This is a genomic window from Prochlorococcus sp. MIT 1327 (assembly GCF_047304785.1).
GTDB classification, from domain to species: domain Bacteria; phylum Cyanobacteriota; class Cyanobacteriia; order PCC-6307; family Cyanobiaceae; genus Prochlorococcus; species Prochlorococcus marinus_D.
Genome location: NZ_CP138972.1, coordinates 2,168,033 through 2,194,774, shown reverse-complemented (window position 1 = coordinate 2,194,774; position 26,742 = coordinate 2,168,033). Strand labels below are relative to the sequence as shown.

The 26,742-nt window shown below is 54.4% G+C and carries 25 protein-coding genes and 1 pseudogene; 15 read left to right on the top strand and 11 right to left on the bottom strand.

Translation table 11 applies throughout. From position 1 onward, the window contains the following. Positions 1-55 precede the first annotated feature (55 nt). Genes SIB80_RS11000 through SIB80_RS10990 form a run of 3 tightly spaced genes read left to right on the top strand, consistent with a single transcriptional unit; the run spans position 56 to position 3,020 of the window. Positions 56-1,252 carry an aminotransferase class I/II-fold pyridoxal phosphate-dependent enzyme gene (locus SIB80_RS11000; RefSeq protein ID WP_063419737.1) on the top strand — a complete coding sequence of 399 codons (1,197 nt, stop codon included), beginning with the start codon at positions 56-58 and terminating at the stop codon, positions 1,250-1,252. After that, entirely contained in the window at positions 1,239-1,997 is a 759-nt protein-coding gene (locus tag SIB80_RS10995) for a biotin--[acetyl-CoA-carboxylase] ligase (RefSeq protein ID WP_063415726.1), read from the top strand. The genes SIB80_RS11000 and SIB80_RS10995 overlap by 14 nt, the downstream gene beginning before the upstream one ends. A 51-nt stretch (positions 1,998-2,048) precedes the next feature. After that, positions 2,049-3,020: a M23 family metallopeptidase gene (locus tag SIB80_RS10990; RefSeq protein ID WP_063419738.1), complete on the top strand. Its 972-nt coding sequence runs from the start codon at positions 2,049-2,051 to the stop codon at positions 3,018-3,020. Between the two features lie 4 nt (positions 3,021-3,024). Here the strand turns inward: SIB80_RS10990 and SIB80_RS10985 are convergent, their stop codons facing one another. The 4 genes from SIB80_RS10985 to SIB80_RS10970 all read right to left on the bottom strand — a co-directional run bounded on the left by SIB80_RS10985 (position 3,025) and on the right by SIB80_RS10970 (position 6,559). Further along, positions 3,025-3,753 carry a response regulator transcription factor gene (locus SIB80_RS10985; RefSeq protein WP_063419739.1) on the bottom strand — a complete coding sequence of 243 codons (729 nt, stop codon included), beginning with the start codon at positions 3,751-3,753 and terminating at the stop codon, positions 3,025-3,027. 85 nt (positions 3,754-3,838) lie between these two features. Further along, complete coding sequence (locus SIB80_RS10980) at positions 3,839-4,258, bottom strand: response regulator (protein ID WP_063419740.1); 420 nt, start codon at positions 4,256-4,258, stop codon at positions 3,839-3,841. 41 nt (positions 4,259-4,299) lie between these two features. After that, positions 4,300-4,995: an ABC transporter ATP-binding protein gene (locus SIB80_RS10975; protein ID WP_063419741.1), complete on the bottom strand. Its 696-nt coding sequence runs from the start codon at positions 4,993-4,995 to the stop codon at positions 4,300-4,302. Continuing rightward, positions 4,988-6,559: an NAD(P)H-quinone oxidoreductase subunit N gene (locus SIB80_RS10970; RefSeq protein WP_063419742.1), complete on the bottom strand. Its 1,572-nt coding sequence runs from the start codon at positions 6,557-6,559 to the stop codon at positions 4,988-4,990. Before SIB80_RS10970 ends, SIB80_RS10975 begins: the two co-directional genes overlap by 8 nt. A gap of 127 nt (positions 6,560-6,686) precedes the next feature. Between SIB80_RS10970 and topA the strand changes: the two genes are divergently transcribed. From topA to SIB80_RS10945, 5 genes are all read left to right on the top strand, one after another. Further along, on the top strand, positions 6,687-9,386 hold the full coding sequence (topA, locus tag SIB80_RS10965; protein ID WP_236066039.1) for a type I DNA topoisomerase: 2,700 nt from the start codon (positions 6,687-6,689) through the stop codon (positions 9,384-9,386). Next, entirely contained in the window at positions 9,386-9,862 is a 477-nt protein-coding gene (locus SIB80_RS10960) for a hypothetical protein (protein ID WP_063419744.1), read from the top strand. The genes topA and SIB80_RS10960 overlap by 1 nt, the downstream gene beginning before the upstream one ends. Before the next feature lie 68 nt (positions 9,863-9,930). Further along, the gene (locus tag SIB80_RS10955; protein ID WP_063419980.1) at positions 9,931-10,539 is read left to right on the top strand and encodes a DUF2232 domain-containing protein; all 609 of its coding nucleotides are present in this window, start codon (positions 9,931-9,933) and stop codon (positions 10,537-10,539) included. Then, a complete protein-coding gene (locus tag SIB80_RS10950) occupies positions 10,511-11,722 on the top strand; it encodes a nicotinate-nucleotide--dimethylbenzimidazole phosphoribosyltransferase (protein ID WP_063419745.1) in 1,212 nt (403 codons plus the stop codon). Before SIB80_RS10955 ends, SIB80_RS10950 begins: the two co-directional genes overlap by 29 nt. A 29-nt stretch (positions 11,723-11,751) precedes the next feature. Beyond that, positions 11,752-12,771: a hypothetical protein gene (locus SIB80_RS10945; RefSeq protein WP_063419746.1), complete on the top strand. Its 1,020-nt coding sequence runs from the start codon at positions 11,752-11,754 to the stop codon at positions 12,769-12,771. Here SIB80_RS10945 and SIB80_RS10940 read toward each other — a convergent pair. Further along, on the bottom strand, positions 12,760-13,896 hold the full coding sequence (locus SIB80_RS10940; RefSeq protein ID WP_063419747.1) for an aldo/keto reductase: 1,137 nt from the start codon (positions 13,894-13,896) through the stop codon (positions 12,760-12,762). The genes SIB80_RS10945 and SIB80_RS10940 overlap by 12 nt on opposite strands. Then, complete coding sequence (locus tag SIB80_RS10935; protein WP_205909735.1) at positions 13,893-14,477, bottom strand: bifunctional nuclease family protein; 585 nt, start codon at positions 14,475-14,477, stop codon at positions 13,893-13,895. Before SIB80_RS10935 ends, SIB80_RS10940 begins: the two co-directional genes overlap by 4 nt. 69 nt (positions 14,478-14,546) lie before the next feature. On the opposite strand from SIB80_RS10935, the gene SIB80_RS10930 reads away from it, so the two are divergent. Together SIB80_RS10930 and SIB80_RS10925 are read left to right on the top strand one after the other, a co-directional pair. Then, positions 14,547-15,209, top strand: a complete 663-nt coding sequence (locus SIB80_RS10930) for a riboflavin synthase (RefSeq protein ID WP_063419749.1) — start codon at positions 14,547-14,549, stop codon at positions 15,207-15,209. Positions 15,210-15,301: 92 nt separating this feature from the next. Further along, positions 15,302-15,892 (top strand): annotated as a pseudogene (locus SIB80_RS10925) (HdeD family acid-resistance protein). A gap of 103 nt (positions 15,893-15,995) precedes the next feature. Here SIB80_RS10925 and SIB80_RS10920 read toward each other — a convergent pair. The 4 genes from SIB80_RS10920 to SIB80_RS10905 form a co-directional block, all read right to left on the bottom strand. After that, positions 15,996-16,358 carry an AbrB family transcriptional regulator gene (locus SIB80_RS10920; protein WP_011825310.1) on the bottom strand — a complete coding sequence of 121 codons (363 nt, stop codon included), beginning with the start codon at positions 16,356-16,358 and terminating at the stop codon, positions 15,996-15,998. Between the two features lie 95 nt (positions 16,359-16,453). Further along, positions 16,454-17,077, bottom strand: a complete 624-nt coding sequence (locus SIB80_RS10915) for a heme-copper oxidase subunit III (protein WP_063400094.1) — start codon at positions 17,075-17,077, stop codon at positions 16,454-16,456. Continuing rightward, entirely contained in the window at positions 17,074-18,750 is a 1,677-nt protein-coding gene (ctaD, locus tag SIB80_RS10910) for a cytochrome c oxidase subunit I (RefSeq protein ID WP_063419750.1), read from the bottom strand. Before ctaD ends, SIB80_RS10915 begins: the two co-directional genes overlap by 4 nt. Then, entirely contained in the window at positions 18,747-19,571 is an 825-nt protein-coding gene (locus SIB80_RS10905) for a cytochrome c oxidase subunit II (RefSeq protein ID WP_063398331.1), read from the bottom strand. Before SIB80_RS10905 ends, ctaD begins: the two co-directional genes overlap by 4 nt. Positions 19,572-19,870: 299 nt before the next feature. On the opposite strand from SIB80_RS10905, the gene SIB80_RS10900 reads away from it, so the two are divergent. The 5 genes from SIB80_RS10900 to SIB80_RS10880 all read left to right on the top strand — a co-directional run bounded on the left by SIB80_RS10900 (position 19,871) and on the right by SIB80_RS10880 (position 24,786). Continuing rightward, positions 19,871-20,794 (top strand): COX15/CtaA family protein, encoded by a 924-nt coding sequence (locus tag SIB80_RS10900; RefSeq protein WP_063419751.1) that lies wholly within the window; start codon positions 19,871-19,873, stop codon positions 20,792-20,794. Beyond that, the gene (locus SIB80_RS10895; RefSeq protein WP_011825316.1) at positions 20,787-21,788 is read left to right on the top strand and encodes a heme o synthase; all 1,002 of its coding nucleotides are present in this window, start codon (positions 20,787-20,789) and stop codon (positions 21,786-21,788) included. The genes SIB80_RS10900 and SIB80_RS10895 overlap by 8 nt, the downstream gene beginning before the upstream one ends. 86 nt (positions 21,789-21,874) lie before the next feature. Further along, a complete protein-coding gene (locus tag SIB80_RS10890; protein ID WP_063419752.1) occupies positions 21,875-22,888 on the top strand; it encodes an ATP-binding cassette domain-containing protein in 1,014 nt (337 codons plus the stop codon). 76 nt (positions 22,889-22,964) lie between these two features. Continuing rightward, positions 22,965-23,819, top strand: coding sequence for an ABC transporter permease (locus SIB80_RS10885; protein WP_011825318.1), 855 nt, complete (start codon positions 22,965-22,967; stop codon positions 23,817-23,819). A gap of 274 nt (positions 23,820-24,093) precedes the next feature. Next, entirely contained in the window at positions 24,094-24,786 is a 693-nt protein-coding gene (locus SIB80_RS10880) for an N-acetylmannosamine-6-phosphate 2-epimerase (RefSeq protein WP_063419982.1), read from the top strand. Between the two features lie 150 nt (positions 24,787-24,936). On the opposite strand, the gene groL is transcribed toward SIB80_RS10880, so the two are convergent. Further along, a complete protein-coding gene (gene groL / locus SIB80_RS10875; protein WP_063419753.1) occupies positions 24,937-26,637 on the bottom strand; it encodes a chaperonin GroEL in 1,701 nt (566 codons plus the stop codon). Positions 26,638-26,742 lie beyond the last annotated feature (105 nt).

Sequence of the window (26,742 nt, the reverse complement as noted above, 5' to 3'; positions counted from 1 at the left end):
GCTGCTTATTTGATGTAGTAACCGATCACCAAAACACAGTTTTGGCTTTCCGTTGATGGCGACTTCAAGGCGTCTAGGCAGATTGGGTCGTGGCGTTTTTGACCGCAATGACCGCCGTAAGCAGGCTTATCGCCTCGCTAACTCAGGCCCTCAACGTTTGTCTCTGCTGGATTTGTCACTGGGGTCCACAGACTTATCACCTCCAGCGGTGGCACTTGAGGCTATTGAAGTTGCTCTAAGGGCACCTGAGAGCTCTTCCTATTGCTTGCATGCTTCGACGAGGTCCTTTCGGGAGGCTGTCGCTGCGTGGAGTCAGAGGCGCTTCGGTGTCAGCGTTGATCCAGACCGGGAAGTGTTGTTGTTGGTCGGTTCACAGGAGGGAACTGCCCACCTGCCTTTGGCAGTTTTGGATCCTGGGGATTCTGCCTTGATTTTGGATCCTGCTTATCCTTCACATCGCGGTGGCTTGATTTTGGCCGATGCCCGTATTGAACGACTGCTGCTACGACCGGAGCAGGAATGGCGACCTGACTTCAAGGCTTTAAGCAACAGTCAGTGGGACCAGCTGCGGATGATGGTTTTTGGGTTCCCTCATAACCCCACAGCCCAGGTAGGAGAACAGAGCTGGTTGGCGGAAGCCATGGATCGGGGCATCCGTCATCAAGTGGTGGTTGCTCACGACAATCCTTATGTGGATTTGGCACTGGACGGTGAGGCGCCAGCTCTGTTGCGTTGTCCTGGTTGGAGGGAATGCGGGATTGAGTTTTTCTCCTTCTCCAAGGCCTGGTGCTTGGGTGGGTTCCGATTGGCCTTTGCGATTGGTGCTGAGCATTTGATTACAGCCCTACGTGAGCTCAAGGGTGTCGTGGATTTCAACCAATCCTTGGCTTTACAGAGAGGCGCCATAGCGGCCCTTACCGATGCCCAAGATTGGCCTCAAGAGATTCTTGGGGTGTACCGGGAGCGCAGAGACAGAACCCTGGCAGCTCTCCATGCATTGGGTTGGCATGCTCCTTGTCCATCAATGGCGCTTTATCTTTGGTTGCCGATTCCAGCCTGGGCAAAGCAGCAGAACTACAACGATGAGACTTTGGCAGCAGATCTTTTGGATCAGACTGGAGTTGCCTTGACGCCTGGATCAGGTTTTGGTTCTGGCGGGGATGGTTGGCTGCGCCTGGCCCTGGTCCATCCGGTGGAAGATTTGGAGGCGGCAGTTGCCCGGATGTGGCCTTGGTGGCATGCGCACATCTGAGTCATGGACTGGTGCTGCTGCGGTTGCTCGTTTGTGGCGTAAGCAGTCTTGTGGCGCTAGGCCATGGCAGTTGCGATGGCAGCCGGTCTGTGCGAGTACTGAGTTGATGTTGTCTGGTTGGCTGAAGCAGCAGCCTTGTTCAGCTCAGCAGCCTCGGGCCTTGTTTGCTGATCGCCAGACCCATGGGAGGGGACAGCGTGGTCGGGTCTGGCAGTCACCGATCGGTGGGGTTTGGATCAGTGCCGCTTTGCCCTGGTTTGATGCTCAGTGCTCTGCCGGTATTTTTGGAGTAGCGGTGGCTGTGGCGCTGGCTGAAAGGCTCGAGCGGCGGGGAGTGCCCGTGAGTATCAAGTGGCCTAACGATTTGATGGTGGGGGACCGTAAATTGGCTGGTCTCTTGCCGCGATTGGTGCACCGTGGCAGTCGCGTCAGGCTGGCACGTATTGGTCTTGGCTTGAATGTTTGCAACCGTGTGCCCAGAGAAGGGATTGCCTTAGATGAGTTGCTTCGATCCGGCCAGTGTCAGCCTCTGGTCTGGATGGCAGAAGTGTTATGCGCTCTTGATCGAACCATGGATTTGGCTGGTCGAGCCGATTGGGTTTGCGCCGAAGCTGAGCGACGCCTGTGGACAAAGCAGGTTCGTGATCCGAAGGGTGGTGAATTCTGGGACGTGATCGGACTGGGACTGGATGGGTCGCTTTTGCTGAGCCAGGGTTCTCGGACCATGCGCTGGACACGTTGGTGATAACTGAGTTGGACTTTTTCTATAGTTCTTCTCGTCTGAGGATCCGATCGGGTGCCGTTTCGCTGGTTCGCTGCTGCATGGCTGCTTTCAGTGCCTGTCCTTGCCAAGCCAATGGATCCTGTTGCTCAAGCGGTTCGGCAAGCACCGTTGTTGCCTGCGCGTGAGGCTAGTCAGCTTGCGCGGCCGCAAAGGTTTGATCAATCTCTTGAAGAGCTGGAGCGCAACAAGGTGATCACTTCAGCGGAACGCCGACAGTTGGAGGGGCATGGTGTGGGTTTGACGATCGATGTGCCTCGGATGCAGCAGGCCTGTCGTAGTGGTGCTCTGTCAGCCAAGGAATGTGCCAGTGGCGTTGCTCTGCGGTCTAGGGGGCGTCGAGGTCGTTCCCAGTTCAGCTTGCTGCGCCGTGGTCCTGGCGGTCGGCCATTGCCGCCGCTTACGGTTCCGGTTTCGGCCTTGTTGGCAGGCTCTGGGAGTGGCTTCAGCTTGGCTTCAGTGTTTGCGGTGACTCCGAGGCCCAAGCCCCTGCGAGGGAATCGAGATCGTCAGCTTCTTTTCCCGATCATTGGTGGGGCTTTTACCAGTAGTGAATTCGGCATGCGTTTGCATCCTGTGATTGGCCGTTGGTTGATGCATGCGGGTAAAGACCTGGCCGCACCAGAAGGTGCTCCGGTGGTGGCTGCATTAACAGGAACTGTTGTCAGTAGCGGCCTAGCTGGGGGCTATGGCATTGCTGTTGAACTGGAACATGATGCTCCTCGCAGGCGCACGCTTTATGGGCATCTTTCAGAGATTTATCTGCGGCCGGGCCAGCAGGTTCGTCAAGGGGAGGTGATTGGTCGGGTTGGTAGTACTGGCTTAAGCACTGGTCCACATCTCCATTTCGAATTGAGACGCCCTCAGGGTGGCGGTTGGGTTGCGATGGATCCCGGTGAGTTGGATCTCAATCCACTCATGGCTTCAGGTGTCGACCCGGTTTCGCTGTTGGTCGGTCAGTTGATCGAGAGCCTCGAACGGCCTTAATCAATTAATGCTTTTCTTCTCGAAGGATGAAGCCAACCCCGCGAACTGTGTGAATCAAAGTAGGAGCACATTTTTGTTCAATCTTTTGGCGCAGATAGCGGATGTAAACGTCTAGAAGATTGTCATCTCCGAAGAAGTCCTCTCCCCATACAGCTTTCATAATGGCTTCACGCTCGTGAACTTTTCCTGCTCCAACCATTAGGAAATGTAGCAATTCATATTCTTTTACCGAAAGTTGAATCGTGCGATTGTCGCGCGTTACATCCCTTGTGCTGGTGTTCATCTTTAAGTCCGCCACTTGTATGGTCTCTGGTTGATGCTCGATGCCAGAGTCTCCTGAGAATTGCTCTGCTCTGCGTTGCATGGCTCGTAATCTGGCCATGAGCTCTTCAATGGAGAAGGGTTTGGTTAGATAGTCATCAACTCCACTATCCAGTGCCTTGACGCGATCGGTGACATCGTCATGCCCTGTAAGCATCAAGATCGGTGTATTAATGCCACTAGAACGAATGCGTTGACAAATGTCGATACCTGTGAAATCAGGAAGGTTCCAATCAAGAATGATTAGGTTTGGGGATGGATCACTTCGAGCTTTGATCAACCCTGAGGCGCCGTCCTCCGCCACGCTGACCTCATAACCCTCAACATCCAGCTCTAGGCGTAGAAGTTCTGTCAGCCTCGGTTCATCATCCACCAATAGGACTCTGGTTCTCGGTGATGATGCGTTAGTCATTCATGCAATCAACCTGGTGGCTACTTAAGCAGTTTCGAGGGATCTAGACCTTTTGCAATCAATGGTTATTCCGGGGCCTCTTCCCTCAGGGTGAGGCTCCATTGAGGAGGGCGGGAAGTCTCTCGAAGAGGTCTGGTTTGATGACATAGCTTTCAGCACCGGCCTTGAGGACCTGGCGATGCTTGATTGGGTCACTGAGAGCGGATACAACAACAATTCTTGGCAATTTGTGATGAAAAGCTTGTCGATGATGCAGTTGCTGCAAGCATTCCAGCCCATTCATGCCTGGCATCATCAGGTCTAGTAGCACTAAATCAATGCTCTCCAAAGAGCTGTTGTCAAGAAAGCTTTCGGCCGATTCAAAGCTCAAGACGTGATGGCCTTCGTCTTGAATTTCCTCCTTGAGCAACTCACGAACTCTGGGATCGTCATCCACTATCGCCATGGTAAGAGGATGGGTTTTACCCGATAATTCGATGCGATTAGGGGCATCGGTTGGGTTCATTCTTTTATCGATCTGATATCAGTAGCAGCCAGCCCAGCGCTTCAGTCCCGAACGACTTGACCATCATGGAAGCGCGCCACTCGGTCAGCCCTTTCGGAAACATCGTTTTCGTGGGTGACCAATACCAAGGTGATCCCCTGATGATGTAACTCATCGAAAAGGTTGAGAACATCGTCTGTGGTTCTTGAGTCGAGGGCACCCGTGGGTTCATCAGCCAGAAGTAGAGCTGGTTGGTTGATAATTGCTCGGGCAATTGCAACCCGCTGCTGCTGACCTCCCGAGAGTTGATTGGGGCGGTTTCCCATTTGTTTGCTGAGACCTACTCGCTCGAGAGCTTGTTCAGCTCGCTCTTTTCGTTGGATAGCAGGCACCCCGGCATAGATCATTGGCAGCATTACATTCTCCAGGGCTGAGGCCTGAGGCAGTAGGTGAAACTGCTGAAAAACAAAGCCCAGTTCTTGATTGCGCAGATTGGCCAGCTCGTCATCATCGAGATCTTCGACCGCTACCCCGTTGAGCCGATAGCTGCCGCTGGTGGGGCGATCCAGGCAACCGAGAATGTTCATGGCTGTGCTCTTGCCAGAACCGCTGGCACCCATCACGGCTAAATAATCGCCTTGATACACGATCAGATTGAGATGGTCTAGAGCTTTTACTGTTCCAGCTCCTTGTCCGTAGAGCTTGCTGACATCGCTCAGCACGGCGACGGGTGTGCTGCTTGCGGTTGGATTAGCCAATGGATCGTTGGCTGCCTAGAGCAATGGCTTCTTGGAGAAGCGGCGTGCCGGCTACGGCACTATTAGCCCATTGAAAGAGAGGATTGGAAAGGATCCCACCAACTGCTGTTACAACAACGCAACCCACAAGTGCTATTCGAAGTGGAGGCATGCCAATCGTTGACCATTGGATCGATGGATAGGACTTCACGACTTCGGAAGCTTCTTTAGGTTCTTTGACCACCATCATTTTGATGACAGAGATGTAGTAATAAATCGACACTACGGAGGTCACTAGGCCAACAACGACGAGGAGGTATTGATGGTCTGCCCAGCCAGCAAAGAAAAGATAGATCTTGCCAAAAAACCCGAGCATCGGAGGTATTCCACCCAAGGAAAGAAGGCAGAGGCTGAGTCCCAGCGTTATCAACGGATCCTTTTGATAGAGACCTGCATAGTCAGAAATTCGATCACTTCCCGTGCGGATTGAGAAGAGGATGATGCATGCAAAGGCGCCCAGGTTCATGAATAAATAGGCCGCCATATAGAGCACCATTGCGGCGAAGCCATCTTCGGTTCCGCACACCAAGCCAATCATCACGAAACCTGCCTGGCCGATGGAGCTGTACGCCAGCATTCGCTTCATTGATGTCTGCGCCAGCGCGACGACGTTGCCCAGGGTCATGCTCAACACAGCAAGCACGGTGAAAAGCAATTTCCATTGGTTGTCGAAGGCACCGAAGCAACCAACCAACAACCTCAGTGCAAGAGCAAAGCCAGCAGCTTTAGATCCCACTGAGAGAAATGCGACCACTGGAGTTGGCGATCCTTCATAGACATCCGGGGTCCATTGGTGGAAAGGCACCGCAGCAATTTTGAAGGCCACCGTGGCAAGTACGAAGACCAGTGATAGTGCGGCCAGTGGAGTAGGGCTGGTGAGTAAAGCAATGCCGATAGCCTGCAAGCTTGTGGTGCCGCTGAGCCCGTAGAGAAGAGAGGCGCCGTAGAGAAAGACTGCTGCCGCGGCGGAGCCCACCAGCAGATATTTGAGTGCTGCTTCGGAACTACGGGCATCTCGTTTCATGTAGCCAGCTAGGAGGTAGCTCGCCACGGAGAGGGTCTCGAGGGAGACGAACACGCTCACAAGATCAGTTGAGCCGCAAAGGAGCATTGCTCCGAGGGTTGCGGCCAGAAGGATGGCGGCATATTCACCAATTGGCGTGCCGCTCTGTTCCGCGTAACGCCAGCTGATCAGTAGTGACAGCAAGGTAGAGAGCGCCACCACGGCCCGAAAGGCAATGGCCAGGTTGTCAGCCAGAAAAGCTCCAAGGAACGAGGGTTCCAGAGGGGCATTCCATTGCTGGGCGAGGAGCACGAGTGCTGTGCCAAGGCCGGCATAACAAATGGGGGGTACCCAGCGGGCTGCAGCCTGCTCACCGGCTAAGTCCACAAGTAGGGTCGCCAGCATTGCGACGAGAACAGCCCCTTCAGGGGCAATCGCACCAGCATTCAGTGCAAGGTTGAGCAGCTCGCCTGGAGCTGCCATGGCCTGGGTGGCGAGAAGAAATACACCCATTTCGGGCATGACGCGTGCACGATCAGACCAATTTGCGTGACTGTAGCTGTGCTGCCTTGCTATACCTTATTGAGAACATCGCATCATGCAGCTCGCTTGCCGGTGCGATAAAGATTGGAAAGGTTACATATCGTCTGTGGCGAACACTCTGGTCATTGTCGAAAGTCCTACCAAGGCGAGAACCATTCGAGGGTTTCTGCCCAAGGACTTCCGTGTGGAGGCCTCCATGGGCCATGTGCGCGACTTGCCCAACAACGCCAGTGAGATCCCTGCGGCCCAAAAGGGGCAGAAATGGGCCAACCTTGGCGTGAACACCACCGCGGATTTCGAACCTCTTTATGTGGTTCCGAAGGACAAAAAGAAGGTGGTCAAGGAGCTGAAGGCAGCGTTGAAGGAAGCTGATCAGCTGTTGTTGGCAACTGACGAAGATCGAGAGGGTGAAAGCATCAGCTGGCATTTGCTGCAGCTGTTGGCTCCCAAAGTGCCTGTCAAGCGGATGGTGTTTCACGAGATCACCAAAGAAGCCATTGCTAAGGCTCTTGAGCAGCCCCGAGATCTCGACATGGAGCTGGTCCATGCCCAGGAGACGCGACGGATTCTTGACCGTTTGGTGGGCTACACGCTTTCGCCTCTGTTGTGGAAGAAGGTGGCATGGGGACTCTCCGCCGGTCGGGTGCAGTCAGTTTCTGTGCGGTTGCTTGTGCAGCGTGAACGTGCCCGTAGGGCTTTCCGTAGCGGCAGCTACTGGGACCTAAAGGCCAAACTTGCAAAGGGTGGTGGTCAATTTGAGGCAAAGCTCACCAGTATCGCTGGTCAAAAGATCGCTACCGGCAGTGATTTTGATGAAACGACAGGCGCTTTAAAGGCTGGCAAAAATGTTCGACTGCTGGGCGAATCAGATGCACTCACTCTTTCCGAGGCCGTTCGCAGCAGTCAGTGGCGGGTTGAGGCGGTGGAAGAGAAGCCAACGGTCCGTAAACCGGTGCCTCCTTTTACGACAAGCACTTTGCAGCAGGAGGCAAATCGCAAGTTGCGGTTTTCTGCTAGGGAAACGATGCGGTGTGCCCAGGGGCTTTATGAGCGTGGCTTCATCACCTATATGCGAACTGACTCTGTGCATCTATCCGAGCAGGCTATTCAGGCTGCTCGGAGCTGCGTGGGGTCACGCTATGGCGATGATTATCTGAGCAAAACTCCACGTCAGTTCAGCACGAAGTCACGCAATGCCCAGGAGGCTCACGAAGCGATACGACCAGCGGGTGAAAGCTTCCGTTTCCCAAGTGAATCTGGACTTGAAGGGCGCGACATGGCCCTATATGAGTTGATTTGGAAGCGAACAGTGGCCAGCCAGATGGCCGAGGCTCGACTCACCATGCTGGCGGTTGATCTTCGTGTTGCGGATGCCAAGTTTCGGGCCACGGGTAAGCGAATTGATTTCCCAGGTTTCTTTCGCGCTTACGTGGAGGGCAGTGATGATCCAGACGCTGCCTTGGAAGGCCAGGAAGTTTTGCTGCCTGATTTAGCGGTTGACGATTCGCCCACGTTGCAGGATGTGGAGGCCCTCGGTCACCAGACTCAGCCGCCGGCTCGCTATAGCGAGGCTTCACTGGTGAAGATGCTCGAGAAGGAGGGCATTGGCAGGCCTTCCACCTACGCCAGCATCATCGGCACCATCGTTGATCGGGGTTATGCAGCATTGCAAAACAACTCCCTTACTCCCAGTTTCACTGCTTTTGCTGTAACCGCTCTTCTAGAGGAGCATTTCCCCGATCTTGTCGATACCAGCTTTACGGCTCGGATGGAATTCACTCTTGATGAGATTTCCACGGGCAAGGTGCAGTGGTTGCCTTATCTGGAAGGGTTCTACAAGGGCGAAAAGGGCCTTGAGAGTCAGGTTCAGCAGCGTGAAGGTGACATCGACTCCAGTGTCTCTCGCACTGTGGATCTGGAGGGATTGCCCTGTGTGGTGCGCATCGGTCGTTTTGGGGCCTATCTGGAAGCCAAACGAGTGGGTGATGACGGCGAGGAGGAATCGCTTAAGGCCACCCTCCCTCAAGAGATCACCCCTGCTGATCTTGATGCAGAGAAAGCCGAGCTGATTCTCAAGCAGAAAGCTGATGGCCCGGAATCGATTGGGGAAGACCCTGAAACCGGTGATCAGGTTTACCTCCTTTTTGGTCAGTACGGGCCTTATGTGCAACGAGGCCAGGTGGGTGAGGACAACCCCAAGCCGAAGCGGGCATCCTTGCCCAAAGGCAAGAAGCCTGATGAACTCAGCCTTGATGAGGCACTGGGCTTACTGCGTCTGCCGCGCTTGCTGGGAGAGCATCCCGATGGTGGGCGAATTCAGGCGGGTTTGGGTCGCTTCGGACCCTATGTGGTCTGGGATAAGAGCAAGGGAGAGAAGGACTATCGCTCCCTTAAGGGGGAGGATGACGTGCTGGCGGTGGGGCTGAGTCGTGCACTAGAGCTTTTGGCGATGCCCAAGCGGGGCAGGGGCGGCCGGACTGCGTTGAAAGACCTTGGCATCCCGGAGGGGAGTGAGGAGACGGTGCAGGTTTTTGACGGTCCTTATGGCTTGTATGTCAAGCAGGGCAAGCTCAATGCCTCGTTACCTGAAGGGAAGGGCGTCGACGACATCTCTCTTGATGTAGCAGTGGAGCTATTGGCTGCCAAGGCTTTAAGTAAGAAGACAAGTCGACGCAAAAAGAGCACTTCAACAACCAGCAAAAAAACCGCCGCAAGCAAACCAAAAACTCGTAAACCTCCTGCTACTACAAAGACAGGTCGGTTGCGAGCCAGTGCTGTTCGGGTCATCAAACCTGGTGAGGTTTGATGCTCAAGGTGAGTGCAAGGGGCTTACTTGCTGATGGGTTCAGCCTGTGTGTTCCGCTGCTTATGTTGACGTTGCAGTCCTGCGCCAATACGCCGTTTGGTCAGGAACTTGCGAACAGTTTTGATGCTCCCACGCAGGAGCCTGTGCTTGTCGCACCTGTTTCCAGTGATCCAGAACCCACGAACTCTTCATCTGACTCAAGAGCTCCTGATCAGTACGTGAGCAACCCGGAAGCTGCTAATCCTCAGACATCGAGACAGGTTGAGCAGAAGCCAGAGTTGGCTAGTAACCCTGTTACCCCGCAGCCTTATCGCATCACCATCAAGTTGTCCGCTGCCGATCCTTCGGCGCCCGCAGAAGCCGTCACTCAGGCATTACGAATTGCTGGAGTGACTTTTGAGGTTGAGACGATTGAACGTGTCAAGGACCAGTCTTTGATAAGAGTGCCGCCTTCCGGTATGGGAGCGCAGCCTTGATCTGGTTTGGTGGCTTGCGCAAGGGTTCGAGAGCTTCTCAACCCATAAGCCGTCGCCAGGCCCTGAGAATGATGGAGACTTCTTACCTTGCGGCTGCTTCAGCTCTGATCTGGGTGGCGCTCTATTACCTCCCTGTTGGTGGAGCCCTATTTCGACTGGCGTTGCCATTGCCTTTAGCCCTGCTGCATGTGCGTCGCGGTTCTAAGGCAGGGCTAGAGGGCGTTGCCCTGGCGGTGCTTTTGTTGATTGCCTTGATGGGGCCTGTTCGTGGTCCCTTGGTGCTGTTCCCTTATGGCCTTCTAGCGTTCTGGCTTGGCTGGAGTTGGCATCGTGGGCTGAGCTGGTGGGTGAGTTGGGGGTGTGGAGTTGTGATTGGAACAGCGGGTTTTCTGGTAAGGGTTGTGGTGCTGTCGCTTTTGGTGGGTGAGAACCTTTGGGTGGTGATCACCCGAGGAGGATCAGGTCTGCTTGATCGATTGGTGGACCTGCTCAATCTGCCTCTGGCGCCAGATCTCAATCATGTGCAGCTGATGGCCTTTGCTTTGGTGGTTTTTCAAGAGTTGGTCTACGTGCTTGTTCTTCATGCGCTGGCCTTCTGGATTTTTCCTCGGTTGCAGGGAACAATTCCCGAGCCCCCCAGACTTCTGCATGGCCTCGTTGCCCTGGATCCCCTCTAATTTCAAGCCGGGTTCGCCTCCTAGAGGTCTACCTTTAGGTTGTAAAGCCTTTGGTGCAGGTGCATCTCCAGCCGCGCAGGAGAGATGGTTAAGGTCCTGGCGGGATGGGGGCCTGGGGTTTTCTTTACTGTTGGTGTTGGCTGGCACGCGTACTGCCGAGGTGGAGGGCATTTCGGCGGCAGGTGCTACCTCAGCTGCCCGTCGCTACACAGCTGTGGCAGATGCGGAACTGCTGCTTAAGGGACCTGATAGGCCAAGGCTGTGCTCGCTTCCACCTCTTCTGGCGGGGATCTCACCGGCCCTGATTAGTTATGTTGCCGCTCGTTGGATTGGCGTAGACCCATTGGTGGCGGCGGTGGGCTTAACCCTGTCGCCACCATTCCCCCATCTGCGCCTGGAGGCGCCGGGAATGGGTCCGGCTGCTTGTTTGAGCACTGGGGAGGCCATGGGGCTGTCGCGTGTGCATGCTCTCTGGCAGCGTGGCTTTTGCCTTGGGCGAGGTCTTCGTCGTCCTTTGGTATTGGCCGAATGTGTCCCTGGAGGAACGAGCACGGCTCAGGCTGTACTCACCGGGCTTGGCTTGCAGGTTGCTGATCTGATTAGTGGAAGTGCTCGTCAGGCACCACGGGTCTTGAAACAGGAGTTGGTTGATCGTGGATTGAGTAAAGCGGCCTTGGGGTTTAACCCTCCACCTCAGCGAGTGATTGCGGCCTTAGGTGATCCTTTTCAGCCCGTAGCTGTTGGGTTGCTACTGGGTGCAAGAGAGGCTGGTCAGCCTGTCATGCTTGGCGGTGGCAGTCAGATGGTGGCCGTGCTGGCTCTGGCCTTGGCAGCTATGGAACCATCCCGTCGCCAGGACATGCTTGATGGGATTGTGCTGGGTACCACGTCTTGGCTGGCAGAGGAGGCTAAGCGTTCAGATGGCAGGCCAGGTGCACTTGAGTGTCTGATCGATTGCGTAGGGGAGTCTTTTGGTGTTCGCCTTTTGGGCTTGGCCACAGGGCTGCGTTTTCATAACAGTCAGCATCGGGCTCTTCAGGATTATGAGCTTGGATATGTCAAAGAAGGTGTTGGTGCTGGAGCCCTGGCGCTATTGGCTCAGCTTCAAGGGGCTTCTTGTGAGCAGCTATTGGAGGCGTGTGATCAAGCTATGAACCAATTATTGGGGACGTCTTGCTCATGAGATTGTCTCCGCCCCGTAGGGTCTGATCGATGAGTGGCGCAATGCTTGAACAAAGGCAGCTTGGACGAAGAGAGCTGCTAAAACTGGGTTTGATGGCTGGGCTGATGGGCTTAGCGAGCTGTGGCCGTGCCTCAGCAGCCCCTTTGTTGAGAGCAACTCCGGAAACGTTGCCAAAGAAATGGCGGCGCAGTTTGCCCGTGCCTTGGAGCTATCAACCGATTGAAGTTGATGCAGATAGAAACCCTTACATCGCCGCACTCGAGCAGGGCAATGACCTGTTGGCTCTTGGTGATGGCTGGCTGACGAGCTTGCCCTCAAAAACCTTGCAGCGGATCGAAGCGCCTGGGCTTCAAGACCGGCTCGATGGTCAGGCGAGGGCCTTTGAAGCCAGCCTGGGAGCAGCCCTTCAGTCTCGAGTTCTGCCTGTTGGGGTAAGCCCCTGGGTGTTGCTCTTTCGTCAGGGTGATCCTTGGGCATTACAGGCAAGGGCTGGCTGGCAGGTTTTGTTAGACCCGGCTCTTAAGGGGCGGGTGGTGTTACCTCAGAGCCCACGTCTTGTGATGTCTTTGGCTGAGAGGATGCAGGTTGCTGATGGATTGCAGCAGCTGCGTTCTCAGGCCTACACCTTTGATGATCGGCAGGGCCTCAACTGGTTAATTCAAGGGAAAGCTCGGGTCGCGGTATTGCCGCTACAGCGCTGTTTGCCGAGCTTGCGTCGTGACCCAAGGCTCAGCGTGGTACTCCCCAACAGTGGAGCCCCATTGAACTGGACTGTTCTTGTACGGTCTGCCTTGACTCGGGAACCATTGCCACAGCAATGGGTCGAGCAGTCTTGGCAGGAGCCTCTGCTGGGACAATTGCTTGCCGGTGGTTGGATCCCTCCATTGTCACGTGCAGAGTTGCGTCTTGCCTTAGGAGCAATTCCTAAGGCCTATCGCTCCATTGTGTTGCCATCGAAGGAGGTCTGGTCGCGTTGTTGGTCCTTGCCAGTGCTGACAGCTGTTCAGCAGATTGAGCTGGATCAGCGTTGGAGCAAATCAACCCCATAACCTGCGCCTGGGAGCTGCCGCTAGGCGTTGGTGCGTGTCAGCGAGGAGATCCGGGATCGGCAGGTGATGGGGGCAGCGGGGTAGGCATTCGCCACAGCGCTTGCAGGCGCTGCCATCAATACCTTCCCACCAGTGTCCTGCTCGTCCGATCAGGTTGTAACGCTCTTCTGTAAAAGCTTGAAGGTTATGGCCTACGGCCAGATTTCGTAGTCGTAGTAGATCTGGTATGGGTACAGAATTTGGGCAGGGCAGGCAGGCTTTGCACTGGCCGCATCGGTTTTCACCTAGGCGGCGCTCACCTTGTTGGCGAAGTTGGTTGAGAGCTCTTTGCTCGCGTTGATTGAGTGGCCCATCGGCGTTGGCTAACTGCGCAGCAAGTGTCAGGTCCTCTGGCTGAGCAGCACCAAGGCTGAGGGTGCTGATCTTTGCAGCCAGCAGGAAGCGATAGGCAAGTTGGAGAGGCGAGAGTGGGCTGCAGTCCTCAACCAGGGTTGGGCTTGGGTCTTGAAGCCGTCCTCCTTTATCAGCAGGGGAGATTGCCATCACACCCATGCCTGATGCAAGGGCCTCCTGTGCCAGGGGAATACGTTCGGGATCTAGTAGGTGCAGATGCAGGCTGCAGAATTGAAAACGACCGCTTGCTAAGGCTTCCTTGATGAGGGGAAATGAGCCATGGCTAGTGAATCCCACTTGGACAACAAGATCCTCTTCCTCAGCCCAACGCAATAGAGCTGCGCCGTCTCCCCTTAGGGCCCACTCCAGGTGCTCAGGGCGATTGAGGCCATGAACTGCAAGGTTTTCAAGCTTGGGTCGTCCAAGTCGCGCCAAAAGGTTGTGCAATTCGCACTGCCCTTCTTTCAGGCTTAGCCCTGGTAGAAGTTTGCTGGTGATGACCCAGCCTCCAGAAGGTTCAGCTTGGTTTTGTTGCAGGTGTCGCAGAGCAGTGCCAAGAAAACTTTCTGCCGGGCCATAGGCCGGGGAGGTTTCGATGTGGTTAATGCCAGCGGCCTGGGCAGCTTTAACAACCGCATACATTTGCTCGGCTGAGCCGATTGCCCTCATCGTCCCAAGGGTGAACAGGCTCACTGCCGGTCCCCGACCAAAGGGGCGTCGTATTGGCATCATTCCTGGTGGTCGGGATCTGGATCTGGAGAATTGAAGGGTTCGTCTGTTTCACTTTCACGGGTTTGGAGGTGACGGACCAGAGCCGCAGGACTCACTTCATCAAGGAAGCGGCGGAATTGGTTCTGATCTTCTGCGTCAGCCTCGGCATCTACAGGAATTGAGGCTTCTGCTACGACCTCCTCGAGCATCCAGATGCTGCTTTTGGTGCGGACTGCAAGGGCGATGGCATCACTAGGACGAGCATCAATTTCAAGCAGCAGTGTTGATTCCTCAGGAGTCTTCTCTTCCTCTGGTTCTTCTTCTGATGCCTTGAGACGAAGTTTGAGTACAGCCTGGAATGTGTTGTCTTCAATCGCGTGGATGATGACCCTCTCAAGTTGAAGATTTCCTGCTTTGAGCAGGGCCACCATGAGGTCGTGGCTTAGTGGTCTTGGTATAGGTGAGTCCTGAATTCCGGCCATGATGTTGTGCGCCTGTGCTTGATCGATCCAGATCGGCACCTGTCTTCGTCCGGATGGATCCCTGAGCAGCACGATTGGGCTGCGGCTTGACGCGTCGAGTGCGAGACCGGCAACGCTCATCTCGACCACTGACCCCCCATCCCCCTTTTGTCCGATTATGGCCAGTGATGTTGCCACATACGGCCGGCCATGTTTACGGGGCTAGTTCAGGCGGTGGGACGGGTGCAGCGTCGAGCGACGGGCTTGTTGGTGCAAGGCTGTTCCCCATTAGCACCTCTGGCAGAGGGAGACAGTGTGGCTGTTGATGGGGTCTGCCTGACGGTGGCTGAATTGATCGCGGATGGTTTTCGTGCTGATGTCAGTGAGGAGACGCTTTGTAGGACCAGCCTTGGGGCCAAGGCGGATCGCGGTGGGGTTGTGAACCTTGAACCAGCCCTGCGCCTCTGCGACCGTCTCGGAGGCCATCTGGTTAGTGGCCATGTTGATGGATCTGGAGAGGTGGTGGCTCTGGATGCTCGCTCAACATCCTGGTATCTGGAGGTCTGCTGGCAAGATCCTGCCTTCGGACGCTATGTCTGCGAAAAAGCCAGCATTGCTTTAGATGGCATCAGTCTCACTGTTGCGGGATGCGTTGAAGACGGCAGCCGCTTCTGGATAGCGGTGATAGCTCATACCTGGACGAGCACGTCTTTACAACAGTTGGAGGTTGGAGCTGTGGTGAATCTGGAGGCCGATCTGTTGGCCAAATACACCGAGCGTCTTTTGGCAGGGGTACCTCATTTACCAATGGCAAGCAACAGGAACACTCAAGAGATCTCAACGGAGTGGCTTGCCAGCCATGGGTGGAGCTGAGTCGCTACGTCTTTTGCACAGGGATCTTACAAAGCATGGCCGGATCAGGAGACCCTCAATAGCGTTCAGATGCTGTTCATTTTGAACATCTCATGACCGTTGATGAACCTCAGGATTCTTTGGTCACTTTCAAGGCCTTTGCGATTGCTGAAGGCATTGTGTTGATCGTGCTTGGTGTGTTGGCTTTGATCTTTCCGGTGGTCGCTGCAAGTTGGACGACCGGGTTGATTGCTGTGTAGTTTCTGGTGGGTGGCATCGTTGGCTGGATTAGCAACCTTGCTCGCTCTTCCCGTATGGCCCGTTGGGTTTGTTTTTGGCGTCTTGTGGTATCAACACTGTTCTTGGTAGCAGGCGCATCGATGACCTCCAATATGAACAACCCTGCTGAAGTGGCTGTTCAGGTGGCGACATTTGCCTTGGCGATTGGCATCGTGTTTTTGGTAGAGGGTGTCGTGGCTTTCTGTACTGGACTGCCGTATGCAAAACGCGCTGGGTCTGGCTGGGCAATTGCCAATGGGGTGATCACTTTTATTCTTGGCTTGTTGATTGTGACAATGAAGTTTTGGCAGCTGTCTTGGGTACTCGGAGTATTGGTGGGAATCAGCTTTCTGTTTAGTGGCATTGACTTGATTTCCTTTGGCTCAACCTTGCACGACGAGAATCAGCCTCCTGCGCTCACCTGAAATGGCTAAAAAAGATCTATTCAGTTGTGCCAATTGATAATTTTTGGGTGTCTCTAAGCCGATGTTGATAATGGAGAGACCAAAGCATTAAGGAGGGTGCAAATTACTTCTTGTCACCCTCATTTTCTAGTGGTAGCAACCAGATAGCACCTGATTCTCGGTGGATTTCGATGCGGAACTCTTGGCCAGGTTCTAGGCCGAGTCTGCGTGTATAGGCGTGCCCAATAAGCAGGTTCCCATTTCCATGGACCCGAGTGCGAAACTCGGCCTGACGACCGCGGGAAGCCGCTGGCCCTCCACTGCTGGAGGGAAGCTTGTAACCCTTGGCTTCCACGAGAGCTCGATAGAAACTCTTGCGCAAGACACGTCCACTTGGCCCCACGTATCCGCAGCCACGAGCAATCTCATCCTCAGGACGGTTGCTGAGTGACCTGGCCTTGTCTAGAAGTTCTTTTCCGACGAGCATTTCGCCAGGTTTATTCGTGTTGATTCTGACGAATTCTTCCGACCGTGGCAAGTTATTGATCGAACTTCTCTTGATTGAGATGTAGGGCCTTGGCTTTAGAGAAGGTAGAAGATGATGAATAAGATCACCCAGATGCCGTCTACGAAGTGCCAATAGAGCTCAGCGGCTTCGAGGGGGAAATGGTTTTCACTGGTGACACGACCGCCTGGTGAACGAGCCTGCCACCAGACGATCAAGATCATGATCGTCCCTAGGGTGACGTGTAGCCCGTGAAAGCCTGTAACGGCATAGAAGGTGCTGGCGTAAAGGTTGTCTGTGAGGCCAAATGGCAGTGTGAAGTACTCGACCATTTGGCTAGCTAGAAAGGCCAGCCCAAGGCCAGCAGTGATGAACAGCCAACGTTGACACTGGCCTGATTGGTTGCGCTTCAGAGCTTGTCCAGCTCGATGGAAAGTGGCACTGCTCACGAGGAGTAACACCGTATTCAAGGTGGGGAGGGGCAGCTCTAATTCATAAACCGCATCAGGCAGCAGGGGATTGACAGCCCGAAATGTGAGATAGGCGACAAAAAAGCCCGCGAAGGTCATGCCATCAGCCACTAGGAAGGTGGCTAGGCCGAACATGCGGTGATCAGCATGTTCCTCGCCAAGCTCAGCATGTTCATCTGCTAGATCAGCCTGCTCCTCATAGTCATGGTCGATCGTTGGAAGGGATGTCATTGGCTTTTGCTCCCTAGATCACTATCAATGTTGCTGGTTTTTTCTAGGTTGAGCTGCTCCTCAGGTACGCCATAGCCATAGGGCTCTGTTACCAGAGGGGCTTTGCCGCTCCAGTTTTCCACTGGTGGTGGGGAGCTGGTGAGCCATTCAGGAGTAAGCGCCCTCCAGGGGTTGTCTCCGGCAATGGGGCCGCTCAATGCACTCTGAACCACGTTCCAGAGAAAGGGCAGCGTGCTGATGGCCATCAGCAAGGCCCCAACACTGCTGATTTGATTGATTACGGTGAATTGCGGGTCGTATTCCGCCACACGGCGGGGCATGCCGTTGAGGCCTAGCCAATGCTGTGGGGCAAAGCAGAGATTGAAGCCGATGAAAGTGATTAAAAAATGAAACCGCCCCAGAGACTCATTCAGCATGCGCCCTGTGAATTTTGGATACCAGTGATAAATAGAGGCAAAGATCACAAACACCGAACCTCCATAGACGATGTAGTGAAAATGGGCAACAACAAAGTAGGTATCATGCACGTGAATGTCGAAGGGGACTTGTGCAAGTGCTACGCCAGTAATGCCGCCAAGCACAAAGTTGACAATGAAGCCACAGGAGAAAAGCACAGCACTGTTTAGAGAGATGCGCCCTCCCCAGAGTGTTGCCAGCCAGTTGAAGAACTTAATTCCTGTTGGTACGGCAATGAAGGATGTGGCAATGGTGAAAAAGAGGCGCATCCAAGGAGGTGTTCCACTGGTGAACATGTGATGTGCCCAAACCACGAGGCCAAGGATCACGATAGTCATGATTGAATACACCATTGAGGTGTAGCCAAAAAGTGGTTTGCGGCAGTGAACAGGAAGGATTTCGCTGACCAATCCGAAGGCTGGCAGCACCATGATGTATACAGCTGGGTGGGAATAAAACCAGAAAAGATGTTGGTAGACGACTGCGTTTCCGCCCAGGCTGGGGTTGAAGAATCCTGTATGGGCAACGATGTCGAAACTTAAAAGAACCAGTGTTCCAGCCAGTACTGGCGTGGAGAGCACCACCAGGATGCTTGTGCCGAGCATCGCCCAGCAGTACATGGGTAGTTGCATCAGCTTGAGCCCGGGCTGCCGCAGCTTGAGGATGGTGGCGATGAAGTTGATGCCACCAAAGATTGAGCTACCGCCAAGCAAGAGAACACTGAGAATCCATAAGATCTGTCCTGCGGCGGGGGTGGTGATACTCAGCGGTGGATAGGCCGTCCAGCCGGATTGAGCAGCACCAGTAATGAAGTAGCTGCTGATCAGCAACAGGCCAGCTGGAGGGATCATCCAGAAGGCCACGGCATTGAGTCGAGGGAAGGCCATGTCACGGGCTCCCACGTAAAACGGAATCAGATAGTTGCCGAAGGCACCGTTCACGACCGGCACGATCCAGAGGAAGATCATCACCGTGCCGTGCAGCGTTAGCACCTGGTTGTAGACATCCCTGGCCATGAAGTCGGCGATGGGGCTGGCGAGTTCGATGCGGATGGCGCCACCAAGCACTCCACCGATTAGGTAGAAGATGAATCCGCAAACCAAGTACTGCAGACCGATGACCTTGTGGTCAAGGCTGAAGCTGAAGTAACGCAACCAGCCAGTTGGTTGAAGACCATCTGATTGCTTTTTGCTAGGAGGAGAGATAGCAACCGTCATGCTTCTGAAACCGTTGTTTTGGCGTTGTTGCTGAACCAGGTGTCGTAGTCACCGGGCGCTTCGACAATCACTTTCGTATGCATGTTCCCGTGGTATGGACCGCAGAGTTCGGCGCAGATGATTGGATAGCGACCTGGCTTGGTTGCTGTGAAGTTCAACAGAGTGGGCTGACCAGGGATGATGTCTTGTTTGATGCGGAATTCGGGAACCCAGAAGGCATGGATGACATCCTTGGATTCCATTCGCAGTGTCACAGGTTGGCCTAGAGGCACGTGCAACTCGCCTGAAATGATGTCGCCTTGGGGATAGTGGAACAGGAAGGCATACTGCATTGCGGTGACTTCCACCGCTAGTGCGGCCAGGCTGTTTTCAGCACTGGAGGCATCAGCGACAGAACCGATCCCTCCCCAGATTTGTTCCTTCATGTCCATCATCTGATGGTCATGGGCGTCATGGGCTAATGGAACCATTCCGCCCATGCGGTCGTAGATGTCGAAGCTGTAAAGCCCAACAAACAGCACGACCACAGCAGGTACAGCTGTCCAAAAGATTTCAAGAGGGAGATTGCCTTCAATGGCGAGGCCGTCTTCCAATTGACCAGGACGTCTGCGGAACTTAATCAGGCTGAATACAACCAACCCGACAATGCCGAGAAAAAGGATTGCTCCGATGCTGAAAAGGACTCGGAAGAGTTCGTCGTATACGGGTGCATTCGCACTTGCATCAACAGGGAGCAGATTGACGTTCTGGCCAATCCATAGGCCTCCAAGTACAAGGGCAATGACCAACGCCAGCGTCAGGATGGCAAAGGGAGTCCGCACAGAATCTATTTGGATCTTTTAAGGCTATGGAGATCGCTCCAACGCAACATGCAGTGATTATTAAGTCGTCGCAAATTTTGCAAGAAATCCTTATTTTGCAAGGTGTCTGATGAGGTTAGGTTTTTTTGCCTGAGCGCTTCTGTCAGGGATGGGTGATTTGGCGACCAGTGGTGATGTTGCAGTCGTCTAGACAAGGTGAATCTAATGATTCAATCTCTACATTCTCAGAGATAAAAAGCCTGACCTTTGCGATTAAAGCCTCTCCATCGATTTACAGCCTTTCATTCTAGCATAGTAGCATGATGTCGTCTCTGCCTCGGGTTCGCTGGCGTCTTGCGCAGTTGGCTGTTCATCTTGTCGTTGCCCTGATTGCGCTGGTTGTGATCGGAGGCGCAACGCGTGTGATGGAGGCAGGGTTGGCTTGTCCGGATTGGCCGCTCTGTTATGGCTCTCTTCTGCCTGGGCGTCAGATGAATGTCCAGGTTTTTCTTGAGTGGTTTCATCGCCTTGATGCCTTTGTGGTGGGCCTTGCCCTGTTAGCGCAATTAGGGGCTGCTTTTTTTTGGCGTTCTCAGTTGCCCGCTTGGCTTCCCTGGGTCTGCGGCGGCCTGGTGGTTTTAGTTTTAGTCCAGGGAGCTCTTGGAGCCCTGACTGTCTTGCAGCTTTTGCCTTCTGGTGTGGTGACGGCGCATCTGGCATTTGCGCTCACACTTGTGGCGGCGGTGAGTGCTCTAGCTCAGGGCTTGTTGTCCTTTTCTGTTGAGTCTCCGCCTTTGTGGTGGCGCCTGATGGGTGGAGCCTCCTTGTTGGCAGTGATAGGTCAGTGTCTTCTTGGTGGTCGTATGGCCACGGCCTGGGCGGCCCAGCGTTGCCTGAATGGTGGACAGGCCTGTCAATGGCTGGATTGGCACCGTATTTCTGCCATGCCCGTTGCAGCATGCGTAGTGATCTTTGTTGGCACTGCTCTCTTGGTCGGTGGCTGGCCTCGACGCCAGTGGCCTTTTTTGATATCTGCTTTAGGACTTGTTTTGACCCAGGTAGGCCTTGGATTTCTTACCTTGCAGCTTGGACTATCCCAGCCTGCAGTGACGGTTTGCCATCAGCTAGTTGCAACTCTGCTTGTGGCCTTGCTTGCCGCCCTTACCTTCCGTAATCCGGAAGGATCACCTTTGGCGGTGTCTGCCGTTGGTGATGCATCCTCGATAGACCATTGTCATGGTTAGTTCAACGCCAGAGATGCTCCAGGGGGGGCTGACCCGGGAGCAGATCGTGCCTTCTCGCAAGCGGATCAAGCTGCCAGCTTGGTTGGAGATTGCCAAACCACGCTTAATTCCACTGCTTTTGGCCACAACCCTTGGTGGGATGGCGCTATCCGAAGGTTGGCCCCTACCTTCTCTCAGGCTGGCCTGCACCCTAGGAGGAGGGGCTCTGGCTGCTGCTGCTGCTGGTGTTCTCAACTGCATTTGGGAACAGGATCTTGATGGGCGCATGCAACGCACAAGTGGTAGGGCTTTGCCTTCAGGACGCTTGTCTCCAACTGCGGCGTTCATCGGTGCCATCTCTTGCACCTTGGCGGCAGCGGCTCTGTTGGTGAGTGGTGTGAACTGTCTTGCGGCTGGCCTGTCTTTGCTTGGTCTGTGCAGTTACGTGCTGCTTTACACGGCAATCTTGAAGCCCCGCACTCCCCAAAACATTGTCATTGGAGGGGTTGCTGGAGCGATCCCCCCTCTCGTGGGTGCGGCTGCGGCCAGCGGGCATGTGGGCCTTAGTGGATGGTGGTTGTTTGCCCTGGTCATGCTTTGGACCCCAGCGCATTTTTGGGCACTGGCCCTGTTGCTGCGAGACGACTACAGGGCTGTTGGGATACCCATGCTTCCTGTTGTTAAGGGCCCTGTGGTCACCGTCAGAGCCATTTCTCGTTATGGCTGGGCCACGGTTCTACTCAGCGGTTTTGGTGTCTGGGCCTTGCCGGAGGGGGGCTTGCTCTACGGACTTTTGTTGATCCCTTTCAATGCTCGTCTGCTGCAAATGGTTCATCAGCTAGGTGCTGCTCCGGAGAATGTTGATCGAGCCAAGGGGCTCTTCCGTTGGTCGATCTTCTATATGTTTGGTATCTGCCTTCTTCTGGTGGTTAGTCGTTTGCCTATGGCGGCTAATTTTGATCTTCAGGCCTGGTCTTTGCTTCAGCAGATGGCGAGCAGCGGGCAGTTCATCTAAACAGAAGTCACTAGAGACCCCCTGGAGGGTCTGGTAGCTCTATAGAGCTGCCTAGATTTTTAAGACTTGTACGACGTTCCCTCTTGATGCCGATGATTGAACTGAAGCAGCTTGAGAAGTCCTATGGAACGGTTCAAGCCCTAAAAGGTCTCAGCCTCAAGGTGCCTCGGGGATGTCTTTATGGTTTGCTTGGTCCAAATGGTGCAGGCAAAACAACCACCCTCAGGATTCTTTGCACCCTTCTGGCTCCTGATTCAGGCACGGTCAGCGTGGCTGGCCTCAATGCTTTAAGTGATCCTCGTGCTGTGCGGCTCGAATTGGGCTATGTGGCACAAGAGGTTGCTATCGACAAGATCCTCACAGGTCGGGAGTTGTTGCAGTTGCAGGGGGATTTGTATCACTTGCGATCTAGCGATAGGGATGGACGCATTGCTGAATTGATTGATTGCCTTGGCATGCAGGATTGGATTGATCGACGTTGCGGCACCTATTCGGGCGGGATGCGTCGCCGGATAGACCTGGCCTCAGGTTTGTTGCATCAACCACAGTTGCTGGTGTTGGATGAGCCCACCGTTGGTTTGGATATCGAGAGTCGTTCAGCGATTTGGCAATTGTTGCGTGAGTTGAGGGCCCAAGGCACCACCGTGCTCCTTAGTAGTCATTACCTTGAGGAGGTTGAGGCCCTTGCTGATCGGATGGCGATCATTGATGACGGGCGAGTGATCGCAGAGGGAACTCCTGATCAGCTCAAGCAGCAACTTGGAGGTGATCGGGTGACTCTGCGTGTGAAGGAATTCAGCGATGATCGTGAGGCCGAGCAGGTCAGGCAGCTTCTCGAAGGTGTGGATGGTGTGCGCCAGGTGGTGGTCAATCGGGTACAGGGTTTTTCCCTCAACCTTGTTGTAGAGAATGAAGCGGTTGTGCCTCGTTTGCGAGAGCAACTTGATGGTGCTCAGCTGCCTGTCTTTGCCCTCGCTCATAGTCGCCCGAGCTTGGATGATGTTTATTTGCAGGCCACTGGCCGAACCCTGATGGACGCTGAGTTAGCTGTAGCTGGTCAACGAGACTCAAAGCTGGAGCGTAAAAAAGCGATGCGTTGATCCCTTTCGTTCGTTTTATTGAGTTGGATCTGCCTTAATCCAGCCTTTTCTCATTCGTTCTGTTGACAGTCACTCCATGACTAGCCCTGTTGCCGCTGTTACTACCCGTGCTGCAGAGCAGGGGCCATTGGTTGATCTTGTGCAGGAAACTTTGGCCCTCACGCGCAGACTTTTCTTGCAGCTGTTGCGACGCCCGTCAACCTTGATTGCTGGCATCCTTCAGCCCTTGATCTGGTTGGTGTTGTTTGGTGCTTTGTTCTCTAATGCTCCGGAGGGTTTGTTGCCAGGAGGCATGAGCTACGGGAGGTTCTTAGGGGCTGGTGTGATTGTGTTCACCGCGTTCAGTGGTGCACTCAATGCTGGATTGCCAGTGATGTTTGATCGTGAATTTGGTTTTTTAAACCGTCTTCTGGTGGCTCCGCTGCGCAGTCGCAGCTCGATCGTGCTTGCTTCTGTGATCTACATCACATCTCTAAGTCTTCTGCAGAGCCTGGCGATCATGGCAACGGCTGCCTTGCTGGGTTACGGCTGGCCAGGTGTTTCGGGACTGGTCTTGGTGTTGTTCACCTTGTTGTTGCTGGTTTTTGCGTTCACTGCCTTGAGCCTTGGCCTGGCTTTTGCTCTGCCAGGTCACATTGAATTGATTGCGGTGATCTTTGTGGCCAATTTGCCTTTGTTGTTTGCGAGCACGGCTCTGGCGCCGCTTTCTTTTATGCCTGATTGGCTTGGCTGGCTTGCGGCCCTAAACCCTCTTACTTTTGCGATTGAGCCCATACGAGCTGCCTATGCCGGTCCGCTTGATCTTGGTGCCGTTCTGCTTGATGCTCCTTATGGGACTGTGAGTGGTTATGGATGTTTGACCGTGTTGATGGTGGTCACCGTTGGCTTGTTCCTGATGATTCGTCCTTTGTTGAACCGTAAACTCGCCTGATTTCGTGCACCACTCCACTGCTTGCCATGCCTGACGTCCAGCAGGTGTATCGCTATTGCGTCACGACATTGCTGAGCCTTTGGCAGATGCAATGGTTCTTTGAATTTCAGAACTGTTTAGAGGTTTTCGTTCAAGGGCAGGAGCCTCTGTCGGAGCAATCCCCGACGGTCCTGAACTCGTTGTCAGTCCTACCTTCCCCTGCTTTTGCTCTAAACCATTTGCCGCATCATTGCTCGCCAATCACGAATGCAAAGCTGTCGAAGGCATCCTGAGCATGTCTTTGCCTGCTTTTGAAACTCTCAGACGGGGGTTGATTGTCTCTGTTCAGGCGCCTGAGGGTTCACCTATGCGTCATCCTCAGGTGATTGCTGCCATGGCTGAAGCCAGTCTTTGCAATGGCGCGGTTGGGGTGCGTTTGGAAAGTCCGGAACACATTGGTGCCGTTCGACGCCGTTGTCCGGATGCCTTGATTATTGGGCTTTGGAAGCGTTCCTTCCCTGATAGTGCTGTCTACATCACGCCAGGATGGGAGGAGGTTCAGGCTGTCTGGTCGGCGGGAGCAGATGTCGTGGCTCTCGATGCTACGCAGCGTCATCGGCCAGGGGGGATCACTCTTGAGCAGCTGGTGAGTCGGGTTCGGGAAGATTTGGGAGCTCCTCTGATGGCAGATGTCGATACGATCGAGAATGGTTTACGTGCAGCAGAGCTTGGTTGCAGCTTTGTGGGCACCACTCTTTATGGATATACCGAAGTGACTGCTGTTAAGCGGCCTCCGGGTTTGTGTTTGTTGGGGCCGTTGCGGCAGCAACTTGATTCAGATGTCAAGCTCATCTGCGAAGGCGGGCTTGATTCTCCTCAGATAGCACTAGAAGCACTTTCTTCAGGTGCAGACATGGTGGTAGTCGGTACAGCGATTACCGGTGTCGACCTGCAGGTGGAAAACTATTTCCGAACATTGGCGGCTTAACTTCCAAAGCTTTTTTGGCATCAACCGAACTGTGGGACGTGCTTTGGGTCGTGACTTGTCCAGGCAGATGCAGATGCACAACGCATGAGACTTGTCCATGCGTTGTGGTGGCGTTCTTTTTCTAGCTCTAGGGAAAGCTTTGGGGCCGGACTACATCATGCCTGGCATTCCCATTCCACCCATTCCACCCATTCCACCCATTCCACCCATTCCACCCATTCCACCCATTCCACCCATTCCACCCATCGGGTCTCCACCGCCATCGCCGGCGGGAGCAGGAGGCTCGGGTTTGTCTGCAATCACGAGCTCTGTGGTCACCATCATCGAAGCGATTGAGACTGCGTCCTGAAGTGCAAGGCGCACCACCTTGGTGGCATCGAGAATGCCTGCTTCCAAAAGGTCTTCGTAGGTGCTGGAGATGGCGTTAAAGCCCTTGTTAAGGCGTTGCATCTCAGAGATCACTACATCACCATTCTCGCCAGCATTGATGGCAATCTGGCGTGCAGGTGCGGAGAGTGCTCGCTGCACAATTTCTACGCCGGTGCGTTGATCGCCGTTGAGCTGTTCGGCCAGTTTGCTCAGCCCTTTGCTTAATCGCAGGAGCGTGGTGCCACCACCTGCCACAATCCCCTCTTCAACTGCAGCACGGGTGGCGTTGAGCGCATCCTCAATGCGCAGCTTGCGGTTTTTGAGTTCCGTTTCGGTAGGGGCCCCAACCTTGATGACGGCTACACCACCGGCCAGCTTGGCAATGCGTTCATTGAGTTTCTCGCGGTCGTATTCGGAGTCAGTTTCATCTAATTCTCTTTTGATAGAGGCCACGCGGGCATTCACGGCATCGCGGTTCTCATCCTTGGCGACAATGGTTGTGTTGTCTTTGCTGATTGTGATTCGTCGGACCTGCCCTAGATCGTCTTGGCTGACTTTCTCAAGGGTCATGGCGCGGTCTTCACTAATGACAGTTCCCCCAGTTAGAACTGCGATGTCGGCCAGGGCAGCTTTGCGGCGATCTCCGAAGGATGGTGCACGAACAGCTGCTACCTGCAAGACACCTCTGTTTTTGTTGACGACCAGGGTGGCAAGGGCCTCACCCTCTACCTCCTCAGCAATGATGACGAGAGGGGAGCCACTTTTCTGCAGGCTTTCCAAGATGGGCACAAGATCGGAAACTGAACTGATCTTGCGGTCTGTGAGCAACAGCAGGGCATTCTCAAATTCGCAGATCTGACGGTCTGCATCGGTAACAAAGTAAGGGGAGCTGTAACCGCGGTCGAAGGCCATGCCTTCAGTCACTTCTAGTTCGGTGGCGAGGGATTTGGATTCCTCAACGGTGATCACACCATCGGCGCTTACTTTGTCCATGGCTTCAGACACCATCCGGCCCACTTCCTGGTCTCCCCCTGAGCTGACAGTGGCGACCTGATGGATGGCATTACCTCCAACAGCTTGACTGAGCTGGGCAAGCTCTTCTACCAATTGGGCCACGGCCTTTTCCATGCCACGACGCAGTTCGATTGGACTCGCGCCAGCGGCCACATTGCGTAAGCCTTCATGCACCATCGCTTGGGCAAGCACGGTGGCGGTTGTGGTGCCATCCCCTGCCTTGTCTTTTGTCTTGGATGCGACCTGTTGAATCAGCTTGGCACCAAGGTTTTCAAATGGATCGTCAAGTTCGATCTCTTTGGCGATGGTGACGCCGTCATTAACGATGTCTGGGGCGCCAAATTTTTTCTCAAGCACCACGTTGCGGCCACGGGGGCCGATGGTGACGCGCACGGCATCGGCTAGTGAATTAACACCGCGCTCAAGCGCACTGCGGGAGTCATCCGAAAAACTGAGGAGTTTGGCCATGGTCTGGTGGTACCCGTCCGTCAATGTCCCATAGGACGTTCACTGCGGGCGAGGGGGCATAAGTGGGGAAAGCCGAATCCTTGCTGTTATGGGTGTGCTTGCAGG

What these genes read in the sequence shown, in the direction of transcription:
- SIB80_RS10945 (WP_063419746.1), top strand. Translation starts at nt 11,752, where the DNA reads ATGAGTGGCGCAATGCTTGAACAAAGGCAGCTTGGACGAAGAGAGCTG.
- SIB80_RS10900 (WP_063419751.1), top strand. Translation starts at nt 19,871, where the DNA reads ATGATGTCGTCTCTGCCTCGGGTTCGCTGGCGTCTTGCGCAGTTGGCT.
- SIB80_RS10950 (WP_063419745.1), top strand. Translation starts at nt 10,511, where the DNA reads ATGGCCTCGTTGCCCTGGATCCCCTCTAATTTCAAGCCGGGTTCGCCT.
- SIB80_RS10895 (WP_011825316.1), top strand. Translation starts at nt 20,787, where the DNA reads ATGGTTAGTTCAACGCCAGAGATGCTCCAGGGGGGGCTGACCCGGGAG.
- SIB80_RS10915 (WP_063400094.1), bottom strand. Translation starts at nt 17,077, where the DNA reads ATGACATCCCTTCCAACGATCGACCATGACTATGAGGAGCAGGCTGAT.
- SIB80_RS10960 (WP_063419744.1), top strand. Translation starts at nt 9,386, where the DNA reads ATGCTCAAGGTGAGTGCAAGGGGCTTACTTGCTGATGGGTTCAGCCTG.
- SIB80_RS10920 (WP_011825310.1), bottom strand. Translation starts at nt 16,358, where the DNA reads ATGCTCGTCGGAAAAGAACTTCTAGACAAGGCCAGGTCACTCAGCAAC.
- SIB80_RS11000 (WP_063419737.1), top strand. Translation starts at nt 56, where the DNA reads ATGGCGACTTCAAGGCGTCTAGGCAGATTGGGTCGTGGCGTTTTTGAC.
- groL (WP_063419753.1), bottom strand. Translation starts at nt 26,637, where the DNA reads ATGGCCAAACTCCTCAGTTTTTCGGATGACTCCCGCAGTGCGCTTGAG.
- SIB80_RS10890 (WP_063419752.1), top strand. Translation starts at nt 21,875, where the DNA reads ATGCCGATGATTGAACTGAAGCAGCTTGAGAAGTCCTATGGAACGGTT.
- SIB80_RS10930 (WP_063419749.1), top strand. Translation starts at nt 14,547, where the DNA reads ATGTTTACGGGGCTAGTTCAGGCGGTGGGACGGGTGCAGCGTCGAGCG.
- SIB80_RS10940 (WP_063419747.1), bottom strand. Translation starts at nt 13,896, where the DNA reads ATGATGCCAATACGACGCCCCTTTGGTCGGGGACCGGCAGTGAGCCTG.
- SIB80_RS10880 (WP_063419982.1), top strand. Translation starts at nt 24,094, where the DNA reads ATGTCTTTGCCTGCTTTTGAAACTCTCAGACGGGGGTTGATTGTCTCT.
- ctaD (WP_063419750.1), bottom strand. Translation starts at nt 18,750, where the DNA reads ATGACGGTTGCTATCTCTCCTCCTAGCAAAAAGCAATCAGATGGTCTT.
- SIB80_RS10995 (WP_063415726.1), top strand. Translation starts at nt 1,239, where the DNA reads ATGCGCACATCTGAGTCATGGACTGGTGCTGCTGCGGTTGCTCGTTTG.
- SIB80_RS10935 (WP_205909735.1), bottom strand. Translation starts at nt 14,477, where the DNA reads ATGAGCGTTGCCGGTCTCGCACTCGACGCGTCAAGCCGCAGCCCAATC.
- SIB80_RS10985 (WP_063419739.1), bottom strand. Translation starts at nt 3,753, where the DNA reads ATGACTAACGCATCATCACCGAGAACCAGAGTCCTATTGGTGGATGAT.
- SIB80_RS10980 (WP_063419740.1), bottom strand. Translation starts at nt 4,258, where the DNA reads ATGAACCCAACCGATGCCCCTAATCGCATCGAATTATCGGGTAAAACC.
- SIB80_RS10970 (WP_063419742.1), bottom strand. Translation starts at nt 6,559, where the DNA reads ATGCCCGAAATGGGTGTATTTCTTCTCGCCACCCAGGCCATGGCAGCT.
- SIB80_RS10955 (WP_063419980.1), top strand. Translation starts at nt 9,931, where the DNA reads ATGATGGAGACTTCTTACCTTGCGGCTGCTTCAGCTCTGATCTGGGTG.
- SIB80_RS10885 (WP_011825318.1), top strand. Translation starts at nt 22,965, where the DNA reads ATGACTAGCCCTGTTGCCGCTGTTACTACCCGTGCTGCAGAGCAGGGG.